Origin of the sequence: Nocardia sp. NPDC060255 (assembly GCF_042727395.1) — a bacterium.
Classification (GTDB): Bacteria; Actinomycetota; Actinomycetes; order Mycobacteriales; family Mycobacteriaceae; genus Nocardia.
This window is the reverse complement of the sequence record NZ_JBHXAU010000030.1, coordinates 38510-57480: the sequence shown is the minus strand read 5'-3', so window position 1 is coordinate 57480 and position 18971 is coordinate 38510. Positions and strand designations below refer to the sequence as shown.

Sequence of the window (18971 nt, the reverse complement as noted above, 5' to 3'; positions counted from 1 at the left end):
GTGACTGACAGCAGCACCGCCGGGATCGGGTCCGCGCCCGCTCCCGGCGGTTCCCCGGGTGCAGGCCGGTTCAATTGGTCGTGGCTGCGGGTGACCGGCTCGGTGGGTCCGCTCGGCATCGCCACGGCGGTGCTGTGGCTCAGCATCATCGTGCTGCTGCCGCTGGCCGCGCTCACCGTCACCTCCTTCGACGACGGGTGGTCCGGCTTCTGGGCCGCGATCAGCGCGCCCGCCGCGGTGGACTCGCTGCGGATCACCGTGTTCGTCTCGATCGTGGTCGCGGTGATCAACGTGGTGATGGGCACCCTCATCGCCTGGGTGCTGGTGCGCGACGACTTTCCCGGCAAGGGCATCGTCAACGCGCTGATCGATCTGCCGTTCGCGCTGCCGACGATCGTGGCCAGCATTGTGCTGCTGTCCCTTTACGGACCGCAGAGCCCAATTGACATCCACCTCAATGCCACTCAGCCCGGCCTGATCGTCGCGCTGGCGTTCGTCACGCTGCCGTTCGTGGTGCGTTCCGTGCAGCCGGTGCTGATCGAGGCCGATCGCGAGGTCGAGCAGGCGGCGCTCTCGCTCGGTGCGGACAACTGGACCACGTTCCGCCGCATCGTGTTACCCACGCTCGGCCCCGCGATCATCTCCGGCGGCGGGCTCGCCTTCGCGCGCGCCATCGGCGAGTACGGTTCGGTGGTGCTGATCGGCGGCGCGATTCCACGCAAGACCGAAATGGCCTCGCAGTACATCCAGAAGCAGATCGAGATCGATCGGCCGATCAACGCGGCGGCGGTTTCGGTTGCCCTGCTGGTCATTTCGTTCGCGTCGCTGCTCATTTTGCGACTGCTCGCCGAGCGCAGCGTGCGCAAGGAACAGGAATCGCGATGAATCTTTCTTGGCCTGCCCGCATTTCGTTGCGGGTCGTCGCACTGGGCTACCTGTTCGTGCTGCTGGTGTCGCCGCTGATCATCATTCTGCTGCGCACCTTCGAAAAGGGTATCGGCGAGTTCATCGACTCGATCACCACGCCCGCGGCGATCTCGGCGTTCCAGCTGTCGATGATCATCGTGGCGATCGTCGTCCCGTTGAACGTCATCTTCGGCATCTTCACCGCGCTCGCGCTGGTGCGCGGAAAGTTCCCTGGCCGCACGCTCGTTCAGGGCATCGTCGATCTGCCGTTCGCGGTCTCGCCCGTGGTGGTCGGTGTCGCGCTGATCCTGCTGTGGGGTGTGCACGGCTGGTTCGGTGGCCTGGAGAACGCGGGCTTCAAGGTGATCTTCGGCCTGCCCGGCATGGTGCTCGCCACCATCTTCGTCACCTTGCCGTTCGTGGTGCGCGAGGTCGAGCCGGTGCTGCACGAGATCGGCGACGACCAGGAGCAGGCCGCCGCCACCCTCGGCGCCACCCGCTGGCAGACGTTCTGGCGCATCACCCTGCCCGCCATCCGCTGGGGCCTCACCTACGGCGTGGTCCTCACCGTGGCCCGCGCACTCGGCGAATTCGGTGCGGTCATCATGGTGTCGTCCGCGCAGCCCGGCAAGTCACAGACCTTGACGCTGCTGGTGCACGGCCGATACATCAACGACCACAACACCTTCGGCGCCTACTCCGCCGCGACCCTGCTGATGGCGCTGGCCCTCGTGACCCTCCTGTTGATGACCCTCCTCGAACGCAAACGGGGCACTAAATGATCACCGTGACCAATGCGAAGAAGAACTACGGTTCGTTCGCCGCGCTCGACGACGTCACCATCGATATCCCCTCCGGCGAGCTGACCGCGTTGCTCGGGCCCTCGGGTTCGGGCAAGTCGACGCTGCTGCGCTCGATCGCCGGACTCGAATCGCTCGACTCCGGCATCGTGGTCATCGCCGGGAACGACGTGACCAGGGTGCCGCCGCAGAAGCGCGACATCGGGTTCGTGTTCCAGCATTACGCCGCGTTCAAGCACATGACCGTGCGCGACAACGTGGCGTTCGGCCTGAAGATCCGCAAGCGTCCCAAGAACGAGATCGCCAAGCGCGTCGACGAACTGCTCGGCATCGTCGGGCTCGACGGCTTCCAGCACCGTTATCCGGCGCAGCTGTCCGGCGGTCAGCGGCAGCGGATGGCGCTGGCCCGCGCGCTCGCCGTCGACCCGCAGGTGCTGCTGCTCGACGAGCCGTTCGGTGCGCTGGACGCCAAGGTGCGCGCCGATCTGCGCACTTGGCTGCGCAGGTTGCACGAGGAGGTCCATGTGACCACCGTGCTGGTCACCCACGATCAGGAAGAAGCCCTGGACGTGGCCGACCGGATCGCGGTGATGAACAAGGGGCGGATCGAGCAGATCGGTACGCCGGAGGACGTGTACGACCGGCCTGCCAACGAGTTCGTCATGTCGTTCCTCGGTGCGGTGGCGCGGTTGAACGGACATCTGGTGCGCCCGCACGACATTCGGGTCGGCCGTGAGCCGAGCATGTCGCTGGCCGAGCACGAGGGGACCGCCGACTCGGCGGGTGTCACCCGGGCGACGGTCGAGCGGGTCGTGCACCTCGGGTTCGAGGTGCGGGTCGAACTGCGCAACGCGGCGACCGGTGATCTGTTCGCGGCTCAGGTGACTCGCGGTGACGCGGAGGCGTTGCGGTTGTCCGGCGGTGAGACGGTGTACGCGCGGGCTACCCGAATCCCGGAGTTGCCCGCGCACTGATCAGGGCGTCAATTCCGCACTGCCGCAGTCGAAACCAGTGATCGCTGAGGGGCTGACTTCGAAAACGGTTGCGGCGGAATGGATGACCGGTCCGTCGTCCGCGAACTAAAACATCTGGACGCCTTGCTCTTTCGTGCACCTGAGCATTTGGATCGGCCGCGTGGGGGAGCGGCGCCGAATGCTCAGCGGTCCCTCCGGCGCTCTGTGCGTAGTGGCGGGAGCTTGGTGTCCTGGTCTCGCGGGAGATCGCCAGTCGAACGGTGCGGATTCAGGCAACGCCGGTCCCGTAGATCATCCGGCTGCTGAGACGTTGCTGATCTTGTGCTGGCGCAAGGAAATCCGTCGGTTCCGGCGAGCGGGCGGCGCCACGATATCGGGTACAGAGTTGCGCCGACACCCCATCCGGTCGAGTGTCCAAGGTGCGGGCGGTCCGGTGTGTCGTCGTCTCGCCCCGGCGATGCGAGACAGTATCCGCCTCCGGCGGTCGCACGTCCGGGTTTCGGGGGATTGTTAGGGGCTATCACAGCATGTGAGAACGTGTATCCGCGCCCGCTGCCTGACGTCTGAGCGGTTGTGCCACGCCTCCGCAAACACGGACGGGACACCCTCGAATATCGGCGTGTCGCAGTGCGATCCGGCCGTCGTCGCATTCGCCGCCGTCCAGGGCGGGTGGCCAGGATGGCTGCTTGTGCTATGCAACCTGTTCCAAAACAGGCGGGCTGCGGACAACAGGGTGTCCGGTGGTTGGCAGGCCGGTCGCGGAGTGGTTGCGTGGACGTTGTTCGAAGCAAATCGGCTCGGCGATCAGAGGATTGCGATGGCGGTTGGTCTCGGTTTGAGCATCGGCACGGTGAACACGGTTTCCGCGCTCGCGGAGGAGGGTTCAGCGAAAGCTCCACCGGGCCGCCGATGGGCCCAGCGCTCCCAATCCATCACCCGCCGAACAACACTCACCTTCGACAGCACGGGTTTGGCCCGGGTCGGCATGATCCCGCGGCACGGGCGCGCGATCATCGAATTCGCCGATCTCACCCAGCGTTCGATCATGTCGGCGCGGGTCGGCCACCGTGCCCTGTCACCCGCGGACCTGGTGGCGGTGGTCGCCGAGAGCCTGATCACCGAGACGCTGCTGGACCATCCGCACTACGACGCGCACAGCAGCGACGTCGGCATCGCGCTCACCTACCCGGCGCGCTACACCGAGACGCACATCGGCGATCTGCGCGCGTCGCTGGATGCGATCGGACTCGAGACCGTTCAGCTGGTCGCCGAACCCATCGCGGCGGCGACCTGGCTGGAAGCCGACCGCGGCCCGCTCATGCCCGGGCTCGCGCTGGTCTATGACCTAGGTGGGGCAAGTCTCGACATCACGCTGGTCCGGGTCGGTGCCGGCTGTCCGAGCAATCCGATCGTCGGCGAGCCGATGCACTCCGCCGAATACGGCGGCCGGGCTTTCGGCGCGCTGGTCGCCTCGCGGGCCGGGCACGGATTGCCGTCGGCCTCTATATCCGGTTCGGTCACCGGCACCACCGCGGACGAGTTACGCACCAAACATGTGCGGGCCTCCTTGGCGCTCGTCTACCGATGCCTGCGCGCCGCCGACGTCACCATGGCCGATGTCGACTGTGTTGTTGTGGTGGGCGGGGCGGCCCGGCCGGTCGAGGTGGCCCAGGTGCTGGCGGGCGAGCTGGCCCGGCCGGTGATCACCGCGCCCGATCCGGAGCGCACCATCGCGGACGGTGCGGCGATCATCGGCCGCCGAGCCGCCGTCGCCGCCGAGGAAGCGGCGGGCAAGCACCACGGCAAGCGCCGCCCCGGCGCGCATCGCCGGGCAGCCACCAGGGCGATGGGGCTGTCGCAGCGGACCAAGCAGCGACTGAGCAGAGTCGCGCTGGCCGCAGGGCTGTCCGTCGCCGGTGTCGGGATGGCGCTCGCGCTGCCCGCCGACGGCGTGGTCGTGGGATTGGCGCAGCTCGGGCTGCATTAGGGGGATCCGGTGGCGGTGGTGACGAGGGCGGCCGCCGCCGGATCCGCCTGATCGGCCGGCTGCGTCGAGTGAGGCCGCAGCCACCGTTTCCCCGGCGTGGGGGAACTGGTGGCGGCGGCCTCTCGCTTGCGTTGAAGCGACCGAGCACCAGCGCCAGTTCCTCGTGATCAACCGTCCAGGTGTGGTCTTCGTGTCTTGACGCGACATCCCATAGGTGTAACTATGGGATACAGATAAACGTCCTACAAGGAGAGGCAGCGACGACGATGTCTACAGCCGTGACGCCCCCGATCGATGCCGATCTGGAGAAGGCGCAGGAGTACGCCTCGAAGCTGCTGCTGCTCTCCGAGGGGTCGGTCAACAAGCACTTCGACCCGTTCGAGGATATCGACTGGGACAACCCCGACTTCGCGCCCGACGCGGGCCCGGAGCGCTGGATCCTCCCGGTCTCGGCCGACCCGCTCGGTCGCCACCCTTGGTACCTCGCGCAGACCGACGAGCGCAAGATCGCGATCGGCAAGTACCGCCAGGCCAACGTCGCCAAGGTGGGCCTGCAGTTCGAGACGATCCTGATCAGCGGCATGGTCACGCACAACTTCGGCCTGCCCAACGGTTCCCCCGAATTCCGCTACTGCTCCCACGAGATGATCGAGGAGCACAACCACACCCTGATGTTCCAGGAGATGGTGAACCGGATCGGCGAGGACGTGCCGGGCATGGGCCCGCTCGTCCGGAAGTTCAAGTACCTCGGCGCCCCCGTGGCCGCGCTCTTCCCGAACCTGTTCTTCATGGCCGTGCTCGCCGGCGAGGAGCCGATCGACCACATCCAGAAGGCGATCCTGCGCTCCAACGAAGACGTGCACCCGATCATGCGCGGCGTCATGGCCATTCACGTGGCCGAAGAGGCGCGGCACATCTCCTTCGCCCACGAATTCCTGAAAATCCATGTGCCGGAGGCGAAGCCGGGCAGCAAGTTCGTGCTGTCCATCGCGATGCCGATCGTCATGTACATCCTCGGCCGCTCGATCTTCACCCCGCCCCGGTCCTTCTGGCGCGAATTCGACATCCCGGACTACGTGCGCAAGGAACTGTTCTACGGGTCGAAGGAATCGAAGCAGGAGTTCAGCGACTTCTTCGGCGACGTGCGCACTTTGGCCAAGGACATCGGCCTGATGAACCCGGTCTCCAAGGCGGTCTGGAAGCTGCTCAAGATCGACGGCCACACCACCCGCTACCGTTCGGAGCCGTTGCGCGCGGCCAAGGCCGGCTGACGTGCCCTATATCGTCACGCAGTCCTGTTGCAGCGACGCGTCGTGCGTGTACGCCTGCCCGGTGAACTGCATCCATCCGACGCCGGATGAGCCCGACTTCCGCACCGCGGACATGCTGTACGTGGACCCGCAGGCGTGCGTCGACTGCGGCGCCTGCGCCACCGCGTGCCCGGTCGACGCGATCGTCTCGGCGAAGAAACTGACCGACGAGCAGAAGCCGTTCATCGAGATCAACGCCGACTTCTACCGGCAGACCCGGCCGCGCCCGCTGCTGGCGAAGCCGGTGCCCGCGGCCGAGATTCGGACCGAGCGGCAGCCGATGCGGGTGGCGATCGTCGGGTCGGGTCCGTCGGCGATGTACGCGGCCGACGAGCTGCTGACCCAGCCCGACGTGTCGGTCACCGTGTTCGACCGGCTGCCCGTTCCGTACGGGCTGGCCCGGCACGGTGTCGCGCCGGACCACGACAAGACCCGCAAGGTCAGCGAGCTGTTCGACATCATCTCGGCCCAGCACGGCTTCGGCTCGTACCTGAATGTCGAAGTGGGCGGCCATGTTTCGCACGAGGAGTTGCTCGATCACTTCCACGCGGTGATCTACGCCGTCGGTGCGTCGGCCGACCGCAAGCTCGACATCCCCGGTGAAGGGCTGTCCGGCAATATCTCTGCCACCGACTTCGTCGCCTGGTACAACGGGCACCCCGATCACGTGGACCGGATCTTCGATCTGTCGCAGCAGCGGGCGGTGATCGTCGGCAACGGCAACGTCGCCCTCGATGTCGCGCGCATTCTGACCAGCGATCCGGATGCGTTGGCGGCCACCGACATTGCGCCGTACGCGCTGCGGGCGTTGCGGGAGAGCAAGATCGAGGAGGTGGTCATCCTCGGCCGCCGCGGTCCGCTCGAATCCGCTTTCACCGTGCCAGAATTCGTCGGTCTGCTCGGTGCCGATGTGGACATCGCGATCGACGGCGAGCTGCCCGAGGTCACCGACGGCCTGCCGTATCAGGTCGAGCAGAAGCTGCGGCTGCTGCACACGGTGCGCACCCGGCCGTTCGGCGAACGCAAGCGAATCGTGTTCCGCTACCTCGCTTCTCCCACCGAGATCCTCGGCACCGACCGCGTCGCGGGCCTCGAGGTGGGCCGCAACGAACTCGTCACCGATGCGGATGGGCACACCCGTGCGGTCGCCACCGGCAGCACCGAACGCCTCGAGGCCGGCCTGGTGCTCACCTCGGTCGGGTATCGCGGCGTGCCACTACCCGGCCTGCCGTTCGACGCCGCGGGCAGCGTGATCCCGAACCAGGACGGCCGCGTCCTCGAACGCGTCAACGGTGCCGTCCTCCCCGGCACCTACGTGACCGGCTGGATCAAGCGCGGCCCGACCGGCTTCATCGGCACCAACAAGTCCTGTGCCCAGCAGACCGTGCAGCAGTTGGCCGACGACTACAACGCCGGTCGCCTCCCCGAACCCGCCGGCACCGCAACGGAATTCGATCGCCTGATCCACCAGCGCCAGCCGGCGGTCAGGACCGCCGGCGCCACCAAGCGCCGCAGCCCGGTCCGCCGCCTGCTGACCCGCTCCTGACGATCTCCTCGCGGGGACTGCGTAGTCCCCGCGAGGCCGCCACCATCGACGCCAACGTCGCCGTCGATGGTGCCCCGCACTACCTTGCCGCGCACGTTTCATCCCGCCGCACCCGAAAACGCTGACTGATCCGGACGCGGTACACCGATCCACGCGCGGCAGCACGGTGCGTTGCGGTCGTGACCGCACGGGGCCGTCCTCCTCGCCGGAGGGCTGCGTACGTTTCGTGCCGCTGCGCCCGTAATTGCTGACTGGTTCGTGCGCGGCGTACTAGTTCGCGCGCGGCGACCCGTCCGAGCATTACTGCGCGGTGAAGCCGCCGTCGATCGCGAGTGCGGCGCCGGTGACGAAGCTGGCTTCGTCGCTGAGCAGGTAGGCGCAGAAGGATGCGGTCTCCTCTGGCCTGCTGATTCGGCCCAGCGGGTGCAGTGCGGCGACGGTGGCTTCGCCCTCGGGGGTCGCGCCCATCGAGTTGCGGAAGGCGGGGGTGTCGATCGCGCCGGAGACGATCGCGTTCACCCGGACGCCCTGCTGCGCCGACTCCAGCGCGACCGCCCTGGTCAGGCCGACAACGCCGTGCTTGGCCGCCACGTAGGGCGCGACCGAGCCCATGCCGACCATCCCGAGGTTCGACGCGTTGTTGAGGATCGCGCCGCCGCCGTTGGCGATCAGCGCGGGCACCTGATGGCGCAGACCGTAGAACACACTCGTCAGGTTGAGTTCCAGGTCGGCCCGCCAGCCTGCCTCGTCGATCTCGCCGATCGGACCGAAGGTGTTGAGCGCGCCCGCGTTGTTGAAGGCCGCGTCGAGCCGTCCGTATTCGGTGAGTGCGGCCTGGGTGAGCCGCGCCACATCTTCCTCTATCGTCACGTCGGTCGGCACGAACAGCGCCCGCCCGCCTGCCGCCCGGATTTCGGCCGCCACCTGCTCGCCCGCGTCCTTGCCGCGCGCGCCGAGAACTACAGCGGCACCTTCACTCGCCACCCGCAGCGCCACCGCCTTGCCGACACCCGAGCTGGCGCCCGTGATCAGCACGACCTTTTCCGCGAACCGTGTCGCCATGGTCTCCATTTCCCTTCTCGTTCTTGCGATCTCACCGGAGTGGTGCGGTCGCAGAACCAAGTCAAGCCGGAGCGGGTGGGCCGTGCTGGCGGGAAACGGTCCTTGAGTTGATGCATCATGTATCTGGCGGGCCGAGTTTAGCTGTGCTGAAATCATCGATACCGGCAATGATTTGGTTACCGACCGGTCAGTGTCTTTATGTGACGGGTAATTCTCAGCGAAGTTCGCGTTGTTGATCGTTTATCGGAGCATTGTCCGGATCGCTGCATGGTAGCCGGATCGGCTGGGGCACTATGGAATCGACGGTTGTCGAGAGGGCTGAACAATTCTGATGCCGGAGCATAGTTGCAGGTGATCGGGATCATTGCCGTCGCGAGCTAAACGTTTCACGCCATTCTCTAGCCGTTCATGTCTATTCCACATCCTTCCAGCTAGCCGAACAGCTAATCTGTGCTGGCTGTTTGGAAGACGACCGCGGCCACATGGTTCTCTGTGTGATGGACGTGGTCTCGGTACGTTGACGGGATAGCATATGACCACAGGTCTGGGTTTCAGCATCGGCGCAGTGAACTCTATGACTGCTTCGGCGACCGGTGTAGGAACCCGGCCCGTCGTGCGCAGTCGGCGCACCGCGGTGACCTTCGACAGCGCAGGCGGACTACGCATCGGTGGCATCCCGCAATTCAGCATGGCCGTCACCGATTTCGCCGACCTGAGCTCCGACCCGGAGTCGATGATCGTCGGCGGGCGCATCTGGTCGCCCGCGAACCTGGTCGCCGCCGTAGTGAACGGCCTGCGCGACGCGGAGCCCGCCGCGTCCGAGTCGGGTGCCGTAGCCACCTATCCCGCAATATATTCCGACAAAGAGGTGTCGTTGCTGCGGCAGGCGCTCGACCTGTCCGGCGCGAGTGATGTTGCGCTGGTGCCGGAACCGGTCGCGGCGGCGGAATGGCTGGAGAACGAACACGGCCCGCTGGAGCCCGGCTTCGTCCTCGTCTACGACCTCGGCGGGACCAGTCTCGATGTCACCGTCGTGCGCGTCGGTCCGGACTGGGACAACCACCCGATGGTCGGAAAGCCGTTGCGCTCCTATGACTTCGGCGGCAGGCCGCTCGGCGCGATGATCGCGCGATACGCCCATGACGCCAAGCCCGGCGCGACCGTGCCGACGTCGACGCTGTCGATGGTCGACATCGACAGCCTGCGCACCTCGCACGTGCACGACACGCTCGACGTGGTGCGCGACGCCGTCCGATCGGCCGATCTCACCCTGTCCGACATCAGTAGCATCCTGGTGATCGGCGGCGCTTCCCGGCCCGCCGAGGTCGCCCGCACCCTCGCCGAACTCGGCCGCCCCCTGATGGTTTCGGCCGACCCCGGCCAGATCGTCGCCGCGGGCGCGGCCCTCATGGCCGCCCGCACGATGGCGCTCGCCGCGTCCGGCGGCAAGCAGCACGCGCCGCGCGTGGCGGTATTCTCCAGTGCCGCTGTCGTTTCCGCGGTAGCCATGTCGGCGGTGACGGTATTCGGCAGCCCGGCGGCCCCCAGCGCGTCGCCGGTGCTCGAACATTTCCCCGGCCTCGACGCACCCACCACCGACACGCTGCTGTACGACTCCAGCGCCGACCTGGCCAGTCACCGGGACGCCTGGGTGGCGACACCGGCCGGCTGGACCACCTCGCGAACCCTCGCCGCCGCGGCGGCCACGCCGCGACCCTCGGCCTACGGCCTGTTCATCACCCCCGCGTCCCACACGACCAAGCTCGGCCCGAGCATCGCCGAATCCGGCCTCGGTTCGCACAACGAACCCGGGCTCCCCGGCCCCACCGCCGCACACAGCGGCACCTACGCCGACCCGGCCTACTTCATCAACCCGCTGCCCTTCGGCCAGCTCATCCCGCCACTGGGCCAGCCTCCGGCCCCGGGCACCCCCGCCCAGCCTGCTGTCCCCATCGCAGGTGTCCCCGCAGTACCGGCTCCCGGCTCCATACCTGCTGCGCCTCCGGTCAATTCGGCTCCCGCAGTGCCAGACCCGGTTGGCGCCGCACCCGCCGCAAGCACCCCGGCCACCGGTGGCGTCGTGGACACCCGGACCTCTGGAGCCGGCACCTCCACCGGCACAACAGCTTCCGAAGCCACGGGTGGATCGACGGCAGGCAGCACGTCGTCCGGCGGAACATCCTCCGGCGGAGCATCTTCCGGTGAAACGTCCACCGGCGGCGCTACCTCAAACAGCGGCGCTGCCGAGACTTCGTCGTCGGGCGGCACCTCCTCCGGCGGCTCGACCTCCGGCGGAACCTCATCTGGCGGAAGCACATCCGGTGAAGGCGCAGCTGGCGGCAGCACCTCCGGCGGCACCTCGAACAGCGCATCCGCCGGTGGCAGCACCTCCGGAGCATCTACCAGCGGTTCCACTTCCGGCGGTTCGACCTCGGGCGGTTCGACATCTAGCGGATCGACCTCAGCCGGTGCGACTTCCGGCGGCGCCTCCTCCGGCGGTTCGTCCGGCGGTTCCGCCAGCGGCGGCGCAGGCGCCCACTAGCGGGGGTAGTGCGGTGCCGCTCATGTGGTCCCGAGAACCGATGCGGTGGCCGCATCTTGCTGCCCAGCGGTTGTCGGAGTGCTGCGCAGATGCGCACTCTCGCGGCAGGCGCTGGCGCGTCGGAACTGACTTGGCTCGCGCCTCGGGATGATCGGTCAACGTGCCTCATCGGTTGCGAAGGTGGCCAAGCGGACGGTCTCGAGCAGTGCGTCTGCTGCATAGGGTTGTTAGAGGCCGACTCGATAGTGTCGTCGGATGCGGAGTGCCGACAGCCCGGGCCGAGTCATCTTCCTCAACGGGACATCGAGCTCGGGCAAGACGACCTTGGCTCGGAGCATCCAGGATGAGAGCGATGTGCCGTTCGTCTACTGGGGAATCGACACCCTCTTCGGCTTGGTGCCGCCGAATTGGGGTGGCGGTCGCGATGGTCCGCTGAGTCGTGCGGGGTTCTGGTATGACCGCACCGGCCGCGACGAGGACGGCCACCCACTGCTGGTTGTCCGCTACGGTGCGGTGGGCCGTCGGATGCTGCGATCCGCGTGCACGGCTGCCGCCGCGTTCGCGCACGGCGGTGATCATCTGGTCATCGACGAGATGCTGCTGACCCCGGATCTGCTCCCGATGTGGCAGACCGCCCTCGCGGGCCTGCAGGTTCAGCTGGTGGCCGTCACCTGTCCGCTGGCCGTCGCGGAACAGCGAGAACTAGTGCGTGGCAACGTAATCGGCTTGGCTCGCGGCCACTTCCACTCTGTCCACGACCATGGCGCGACCTACGACCTGATCATCGACACCACCACCGGAACCCCTGCGGAACTGGCCAGAGCCGTACTCCGACGAGAGCGCCAGTAGCGCCACCGCCCGCTACCCACTCGGAATTCACACCATCGGGGATCTGCACTCGTGGCGGCTAGAACCGGTGCGGATGCGCATGGCTGAATCACCGGACCTGCGTGACAGTCTCGGTGCGGTTGAACCACGGGCGAGTACTGTGCCGCCAGGGCACAATGGGCTGGTGGTAACCGGGGGTCCCCAGCTGATCGCGCTGGATGTAGACGGGACGTTGCTCGATACCGGGAGCCCGGTGAGCGAGCGGGTGGCCGCGGCTGTGCGTGCGGCGGTTGCGGCGGGTGCGCATGTGGTGGTGACGACCGGGCGGACTGTGCTGGTTACTCGTCCGGTGCTGGCCGAGCTCGGCCTGATCGAAGGGCATGCGCTGTGCTCCAACGGGGCGGTGCATGTCGACGTGGCCAAGGGGCAGCCGTTGACCGTGCAGGAGTTCGACCCGGCGCCCGCGGTCGTCGCGTTGCGGGCGCTGATCCCCGAGATGGTGTTCGCCGTCGAGAAGGTCGGCGTCGGCTACTGGGCCACCGGCGTCAGCCCCGGCGGGTACTCGCTCGGCGAATATCTGCTCGTCGACCACAGCGCTCTGAGCAGCGAGCCGACCCCACGGCTCAACGGCTGGTGGCCGGAGGGTTCGCTGGAGGAAATGCTTCGCCTGCTGCACAAACTCCACGTCCCCGGCGCCAGCTGGGTGCACGGCGAATTCGGCCCGTGGCTCACCGTCTCCCGCCAAGGTGTCTCCAAAGGCTGGGCCCTCGAACGCCTCCGCCGCTCCCTCGGCGTTCCCCGCACCGCCACCCTGGCCATCGGCGACGGCTACAACGACCGCGAAATGTTCCGCTGGGCAGCACATTCCGTCGCCATGGCCAACGCACCCACCGAGGTCAGGAACCTGGCCGACGAAGTCACCGGCGACGTCAAGGAAGACGGCGTCGCCACCATCCTGGAGCGCTGGTTCCGCTCCTGACCCATGCCGCGCAGATGGTCGACCGAAGGGCTCCTTCGGTCGGTTGTCCGGGCTGAAGGTGGCCTTCGGTCGGCGTGTGGGGTGGGGTGACATCGTGCCGGAGCTGCTTCCACCTCGACCAGGGCCGCCCTGTTGGTGAGTAATGCACTTGCGCTATTGTGAACATCGATGTTCGTAGCTGATGTCAGGACCGTCGCCTGGCCAAGCATCGTCGCTGCGTGACATCACGGCGCTGGTCGCCGTAGTTCGATCGCCTGTTCATCGCCCGGTCGCCACTCGCGATCGGTCGACCATCGATGGACTCGACGGAGGTTATCGATATGACCCGCACGCCGTTTTATGCGGAGGTGCAAACCCATTACGACCTGTCCGACGAATTCTTCGCCCTGTTTCTCGACCCGACCCGCACCTACAGCTGCGCGTACTTCGAGCAGGACGACTACACCTTGGAACAGGCGCAGCGCGCGAAAATCGATCTCGCCCTCGGCAAGTGCGACCTACAGCCCGGACTGACCCTGCTCGATATCGGCTGCGGCTGGGGCTCGACGATGATGCGCGCGTTGGAGTGCTACGACGTCGATGTCATCGGGCTGACGCTCAGCAAGAACCAGCACAGCTATGTGCAGGGCATGCTGGACGAGGCAGGCTACGGCGCCCGCGCCGAAGTCCGCCTGCAGGGCTGGGAGGAGTTCGACGGCAAGGTCGACCGCATCGTCAGTATCGGTGCGTTCGAACACTTTCGGCACGAGCGGTACACCGAATTCTTCGACTTCGCCTACCGCACGTTGCCCGAAGACGGCCGAATGTTGTTGCACAGCATCGTCATCTACGGCCTGACGTATCTGCGCGAACACGACATCACCTTCGACCGTGCCGATATCGACTTCTTCCGCTTCATCCGCGACGTCATCTTCCCCGGCGGCCAATTGCCCTTCCACAGCAGCAAGTTTCCGCCGGGCATCCGCCAGTACGCGCAGAACGCGGGCTTCTCCGTCGAACGGATCCATCCGCTGCAACTGCACTACGCGAAAACCCTCGATCTGTGGGCGGCCGCGCTGACGGAACGACGCGACGAGGCGGAAGCCCTGTGCGGCGCGGACACCTATCAGGTGTACATGCGGTATCTGACGGGATGTGCCCACCACTTCCGGGCAGGCCACATCGACGTCATGCAGTTCACCTGTGTGAAGTAGTTCAGCTCAACGGAATTCGCGCCACGATGGGCGTCGTCGGCTGAACCGACCCATTGCTCGGTTCAGTCGTGATCGCCAGCAGCGCGGCGTCTTGGGCGAGGTCCGCGGTCAACTCGGCGCGGCCGCCGGAGACCTGCATCATCCCGGCCGACCGCGGCGTGCCGTCGGCCGGGATGGTCCACAGCTGGTAGCCGTGTTCGTTGTCCGGGGCCGGCAGTCCGGTGGCGGTAACGACCACCTTGCCAACGCTTGCCGAAAACACCGCCGTCGCAGCACCATCCGCCACCGTCAGCACGCCGTTCCGGGTGACGGCGTCGCGCGCATCGCGTACCTGATCCGCCGCGACCACATCGCCGCCGTGCTCTCCGCCGACCAGCGTGAGCCCGGTGATCAGCACGGCCACCACCGCGATCGCGGCCGCGACGCCGACCGCGACCCGGATGATCCACTCGCGGCGCGGAGGCGGTAAGTGGTTGTCCGACAACCCATTGAGTGCAGGCATGATGTCGGTGCGGCCGAGCGCGTCCAGTGCGGGCAACAACTGCGTCTGCCCGAGCGCGTCGTCGAGCCGCCGCTGTGGGCGCGCGCGGATATCGGCGAGCACCCGCTCCTTCATGTCCGCCGCGGGCAGCGGCGGCACCGCGATGGCCAGGTGCACGGCGACCTCGCTCAGCTCGTCGACCTCGGTGCGGCAGGCCGGGCAGTCGGCCAGGTGCTGCTCGAACACGACGCGCTCCGCGGTCGACAGCGCGTCCAAAACATAAGCGCCGGTGAGGTTGTGCAGGTCGGTTGTCACGAGCGGTCTCCCAAACTTTCCCGCAGACGGATCAGACCGTCGCGCATCCGGGTCTTGATCGTGCCGACCGGCTTGTCGAGTGCCTCGGAGACCTCGCGATAGGTGCGGCCGCCGTAGTAGGCGAGGACGATCGATCGGCGTTGCAGGTCGGTGAGATCGGCCAGGGCCTGCCGGACCGCCTCGTGCTCCATCTTGTCCAGCGTCGCCTCCACCACCTCGTCGAATCCGTGGCGTGGCTCCAATTGTCCTGCGCGGTTTTCCCGTTCGACGTTGGCGTGCTGGTAGCGCACCCGGTCGACGGCGCGACGGTGCGCGATGGTCAGCACCCACGCCAGGGCGCTGCGTGCGTGCTCGTCGAATTGTGCTGCCTTGAGCCAAATCTCGAGCAGCACCTCCTGCGCGACCTCTTCGGACTGCGCGTGGTCGCGCAGCACGCCGGTGACGATGCCGAGCACCGGGCCCGCCACGATGTCGTACAGCGCGGCGAAGGCCTGCTCGTCGCCGCGGCCGACGCGGCGCAGCAATAGTTCCGGAGTGTTCGCTGGATCGGTCACGTCGTCGGGGGTGCGGGCGCCGGGTAGTGCTCGGGCGCGGCTGACCATAGATGTCCTTCCAAGCCTGACCAAGCCGGAAGCCGTGCGCGAGGCAACGGCGGGATGTGGGCCAGATCATATGACGACCCGATCGCCGCTACGCCCTCGCTACCCCGCGCGCCGAGAAATCCAGACCAATCCGCGCGCCCGCCGGCTTCGACTACTGGGCAGAGCCTGCCTGCCAGCGGCGGCTCGCGCGGTGTCCCGGCCGAGGCGACCGGCCGGGACACGCCGCGGGGCATGGTGCCGGACGAACGAGTCCCGTCCGGCACCACGCCTTCCGTTCTGGAGGCTAGGCCGGGCCGGTCTTGGCGAGCACGTCGAGGTAGTGCGGGTTCGACATGAGACCGAGGATGTTGCCGAAGGGGTCGACGACCGAGGCGGTCACGAAGCCGGTGCCTTCGCCGCGTTCGGTGATCGGGTCGTACTCCTCGGCACCGAGTTCCAGCAGCCGGTCGAAGGTGGTCCGGAGGTCGTCGACGTGCCAGTTGACGATCGCGCCGCCGGGTGTGTTGCGGGCGCCCGCCGGGGCGTAGGCGCGGTTGACGATGCCGAATTCGGCCAGGTAGTCGCCGATCCGGAACTCGTAGTAGCCGCCGGGGACGGTGAAGTACGGCTCGACGCCGAGGAACTCGCGGTACCAATCCTTCGCGGCCTCCAGGTCGTCGGCGTAGAACATGCTCGTCGCCATTCCTCGCAGCATTTCGATCTCCTTGTTCGGTTCGTGCCTTGCTTGTAGAAACCATCCTCCGCCCTTAAGTGCTCACCGAATGAGCACTTTTTCCGGCAGAATTGTGCGCATGCGAGCGGACAGATTGGTGGCGATCCTGCTGATGATGCAGACGCGCGGACGGGTGACCGCCGCCGAAGTCGCCGAGGAACTGGAAACGTCGGTCGCCACCGCGCGCCGCGACCTCGAGGCGTTGTCGACGGCGGGTGTCCCGGTGTACCCGCAGCCGGGGCGCGGCGGCGGATGGTCGCTGGTCGGCGGCGCGCGCACCGATCTCACCGGCTTGACCGCGGGGGAGGCGCGGGCGTTGTTCCTGCTGGCCGGTCCGTCGGCCAACGCGGTGCCGGAGGTGAAATCGGCGCTGCGCAAACTGGTTCGAGCCCTACCGCAACCCTTCCGCACCGACGCCGCCGCGGCCGCCGACGCGGTGGTGATCGACCCGGCCCGATGGGGCCAGACGGACCGGGAACTGCCGCCGGTCGTCGCGCTGCTACAGCGAGCCGTGGTGCAGCGCAACAAGGTTCGGCTGCGCTACGCCAGCAAGAAGGGGGAACACACCGAGCGCCTCGTAGATCCATGGGGCCTCATCGACAAGGACGCCATCTGGTACCTCATCGCGGGCACCGACCACGGCCAACGCACCTTCCGCATCGACCGCATCACCGAAGCCACCGTCACCGACGAACCCGCCCACCGCCCAACCGATTTCGACCTCTCCGCCACCTGGAACGAGGTAGTGGACGAACTGGAGCAACGCCGAGCCGCCACCGCCGCCACCGTCCTCATCTCCGACCGCCTACTCCCGATTCTCCGAAACCAACAGGGCCGTCACTGTGTAGTCGACGGCCCGATCGACGACGGCCGCATCCGAGTCCAAGTCACCGCCCCCACCGCCTGGATGCTCGCCCAGCAACTGGCAGGCTGGGGCGCCTCCATCGAGGTCCTGGACCCACCCGAAGTCCGCACCGAACTAGCCCGGATAGGCACCGAACTCGTCGACCGCTACCAGGCATGAGCCCCGAAATCTCCACCCCGCTCGGTTGGGCCGCACCGTCACGGCATCCACTACTGCGTCGGTGCGTCCCTTGCTCGAATGGAGTGCGGCATCTGACTGGCTCGGCTACACGAGCTGCGCATATCCGGGGATGTGGGCGTGGGATCGTTATTGAAGTACGACCGTGCGTTCGTATTCGCGGGATTTCGTGGAAGAATGGGCAGATGTCCGAGTCCACTACCGCTGCTGACCGGCAGCAAGGCACTGATCAGCGTTTGGCCAAAGGGGCGCGATCGCGGGCTTCGATCGCCCGCCATGCCGCCGATGTGGCGTCCGTCGAGGGGCTGACCGGCGTGAGTATCGGCAGGCTGGCCGCCGATCTCGGGCTCAGTAAGAGCGGCATTGCGACCTTGTTCGGCAGCAAGGAGAGCCTGCAGCTGGCCGCGGTCAAGGCGGCGCGTGACGTGTTTCTGGACCAGGTGATCACGCCGAGCCTGGACGAGGACAGCGGCATGCCGTGCCTGCGCGTGCTCATCGATCGCTGGTTCGGCCAGGTTGCCGAGCCCGCCTTTCCCGGCGGCTGCTTCCGGGTGGCCACCATCGCCGAGTTCGACAGTCGTCCCGGACCCGTCCGAGACGCCATCTCGGCGGACAATCGCGACTTCCTGACCTTCCTGGCCAACGAGATCCGGCGCGCTCAGGAGCAAGGCCACCTCGGCGAACGCAATGCCGATGTGATCGCCTTCGAGCTAGCCGCGGTGATCGGCGCGGCCCACACCGCGCACCAGATGGGTGACGAGTGGGGTGTTGCGACGGCACGCTCCATTGTCGACAACCTGTTGAGCTGAGCGCCGGTCTCTGCGGACACTTCGGTCAGGCCGACAGTGTGAGAGCGTTCGAGATCGCGGCGTCGTAGCGGTTCCAGACGATATCGGTGAGCGCCGAGTGCGGGCCGATGACGTCGGCGTGGACTACGCCCGGGGCGGCGGTCACGAGACGGTCGGTGAGTAAGCCCGGTGCCAGGAACCATGGTGCGACGAGAATGTCGTCGGCACCGCGGGTGCGCAGGCGCGAAATAGCCTGGGGCAGTGACGGTTCGGTGGTGGCGAAGCAGATCTCGGTAAGGTGACCGGTGAGCCTGGCCAGGCGGCGGGCCACGTCGGCGGTGCGGGCGTTGGCGGCGGGGGAGGAGGAGCCGACGGCGGCGACGGCGATACCTAGGCGGCCCAACGGATCTCGCATCGAGGACGACGCTTCCGACAGCCGATCTCGCAGCGCGCCGATCAGCCGACCATCAGGCCCGAGCACCTCGGCCTGAGTCAACTGCAACTGCGGATGCCGGCCATGCGCGGTAGCAAGCAGCCCAGGCAGATCCACCCGAGCGTGGAACGCATTCCCCAGCAACAGCGGCACGACCACAGCGCGGGTATGTCCCTGCGCCGCAACAGCATCCACAACCTGCTCCACCGATGGCGCATTGAGGTCGAGAAACGCCAACCGCACATCGACCTCCGGCCGTGCCGCCGCGACCTCTGCGACAACAGCCGCCATCGTCGCCGCCGACCGCGGATCCCGACTACCGTGCGCCACCGCGATCAGAGCTGACCTGCCGTGCTTCGGCGAAACCTCGAACCCGAGCGGGGCACCTGCGATGTTCAGCACAGCGGGCGCATGCGGCAGCACTGCTGCCGGGACGGCCGGCTGCGCCGCGATGCTGAACGGGTTCGTCAT

General features: G+C 67.2%; 17 protein-coding genes. 12 read left to right on the top strand and 5 right to left on the bottom strand.

What is annotated here, in order from left to right; all coding sequences use genetic code 11:
- Positions 1-84 precede the first annotated feature (84 nt).
- The 6 genes from cysT to ACFWF1_RS37320 all read left to right on the top strand — a co-directional run bounded on the left by cysT (position 85) and on the right by ACFWF1_RS37320 (position 7523).
- A complete protein-coding gene (cysT, locus tag ACFWF1_RS37345; RefSeq protein WP_379282892.1) occupies positions 85-885 on the top strand; it encodes a sulfate ABC transporter permease subunit CysT in 801 nt (266 codons plus the stop codon).
- The gene (cysW, locus tag ACFWF1_RS37340) at positions 882-1688 is read left to right on the top strand and encodes a sulfate ABC transporter permease subunit CysW (RefSeq protein WP_379282536.1); all 807 of its coding nucleotides are present in this window, start codon (positions 882-884) and stop codon (positions 1686-1688) included. The genes cysT and cysW overlap by 4 nt, the downstream gene beginning before the upstream one ends.
- Complete coding sequence (locus ACFWF1_RS37335) at positions 1685-2680, top strand: sulfate ABC transporter ATP-binding protein (protein WP_357382907.1); 996 nt, start codon at positions 1685-1687, stop codon at positions 2678-2680. Before cysW ends, ACFWF1_RS37335 begins: the two co-directional genes overlap by 4 nt.
- 817 nt (positions 2681-3497) lie before the next feature.
- Complete coding sequence (locus tag ACFWF1_RS37330; protein WP_379282537.1) at positions 3498-4667, top strand: Hsp70 family protein; 1170 nt, start codon at positions 3498-3500, stop codon at positions 4665-4667.
- Positions 4668-4933: 266 nt separating this feature from the next.
- On the top strand, positions 4934-5938 hold the full coding sequence (locus tag ACFWF1_RS37325) for a diiron oxygenase (protein ID WP_379282538.1): 1005 nt from the start codon (positions 4934-4936) through the stop codon (positions 5936-5938).
- A 1-nt stretch (position 5939) separates the two neighbouring features.
- Positions 5940-7523, top strand: coding sequence for an FAD-dependent oxidoreductase (locus ACFWF1_RS37320; RefSeq protein WP_379282539.1), 1584 nt, complete (start codon positions 5940-5942; stop codon positions 7521-7523).
- Positions 7524-7823: 300 nt separating this feature from the next.
- On the opposite strand, the gene ACFWF1_RS37315 is transcribed toward ACFWF1_RS37320, so the two are convergent.
- Positions 7824-8585, bottom strand: a complete 762-nt coding sequence (locus ACFWF1_RS37315; RefSeq protein ID WP_379282540.1) for an SDR family NAD(P)-dependent oxidoreductase — start codon at positions 8583-8585, stop codon at positions 7824-7826.
- Between the two features lie 574 nt (positions 8586-9159).
- Here ACFWF1_RS37315 and ACFWF1_RS37310 point away from each other — a divergent pair.
- The 4 genes from ACFWF1_RS37310 to ACFWF1_RS37295 all read left to right on the top strand — a co-directional run bounded on the left by ACFWF1_RS37310 (position 9160) and on the right by ACFWF1_RS37295 (position 14127).
- Positions 9160-11127 (top strand): Hsp70 family protein, encoded by a 1968-nt coding sequence (locus ACFWF1_RS37310; protein ID WP_379282541.1) that lies wholly within the window; start codon positions 9160-9162, stop codon positions 11125-11127.
- 255 nt (positions 11128-11382) lie between these two features.
- Entirely contained in the window at positions 11383-11976 is a 594-nt protein-coding gene (locus ACFWF1_RS37305; RefSeq protein WP_379282542.1) for a chloramphenicol phosphotransferase CPT family protein, read from the top strand.
- 163 nt (positions 11977-12139) lie between these two features.
- The gene (locus ACFWF1_RS37300) at positions 12140-12934 is read left to right on the top strand and encodes an HAD family hydrolase (protein ID WP_379282543.1); all 795 of its coding nucleotides are present in this window, start codon (positions 12140-12142) and stop codon (positions 12932-12934) included.
- Positions 12935-13254: 320 nt separating this feature from the next.
- Positions 13255-14127 carry a cyclopropane mycolic acid synthase family methyltransferase gene (locus ACFWF1_RS37295; protein ID WP_379282544.1) on the top strand — a complete coding sequence of 291 codons (873 nt, stop codon included), beginning with the start codon at positions 13255-13257 and terminating at the stop codon, positions 14125-14127.
- 1 nt (position 14128) lies between these two features.
- Here ACFWF1_RS37295 and ACFWF1_RS37290 read toward each other — a convergent pair whose 3' ends face one another.
- The 3 genes from ACFWF1_RS37290 to ACFWF1_RS37280 form a co-directional block, all read right to left on the bottom strand.
- Positions 14129-14923 carry an anti-sigma factor domain-containing protein gene (locus ACFWF1_RS37290; protein ID WP_379282545.1) on the bottom strand — a complete coding sequence of 265 codons (795 nt, stop codon included), beginning with the start codon at positions 14921-14923 and terminating at the stop codon, positions 14129-14131.
- Complete coding sequence (gene sigK / locus ACFWF1_RS37285; RefSeq protein WP_379282546.1) at positions 14920-15525, bottom strand: ECF RNA polymerase sigma factor SigK; 606 nt, start codon at positions 15523-15525, stop codon at positions 14920-14922. The genes ACFWF1_RS37290 and sigK overlap by 4 nt, the downstream gene beginning before the upstream one ends.
- Before the next feature lie 283 nt (positions 15526-15808).
- Entirely contained in the window at positions 15809-16219 is a 411-nt protein-coding gene (locus ACFWF1_RS37280) for a VOC family protein (RefSeq protein ID WP_379282548.1), read from the bottom strand.
- Between the two features lie 97 nt (positions 16220-16316).
- Between ACFWF1_RS37280 and ACFWF1_RS37275 the strand changes: the two genes are divergently transcribed.
- A complete protein-coding gene (locus ACFWF1_RS37275) occupies positions 16317-17261 on the top strand; it encodes a helix-turn-helix transcriptional regulator (protein ID WP_379282549.1) in 945 nt (314 codons plus the stop codon).
- A gap of 203 nt (positions 17262-17464) precedes the next feature.
- The gene (locus ACFWF1_RS37270) at positions 17465-18088 is read left to right on the top strand and encodes a TetR/AcrR family transcriptional regulator (protein WP_379282550.1); all 624 of its coding nucleotides are present in this window, start codon (positions 17465-17467) and stop codon (positions 18086-18088) included.
- Between the two features lie 25 nt (positions 18089-18113).
- Here ACFWF1_RS37270 and ACFWF1_RS37265 read toward each other — a convergent pair whose 3' ends face one another.
- Positions 18114-18971: a sirohydrochlorin chelatase gene (locus ACFWF1_RS37265; protein ID WP_379282551.1), complete on the bottom strand. Its 858-nt coding sequence runs from the start codon at positions 18969-18971 to the stop codon at positions 18114-18116.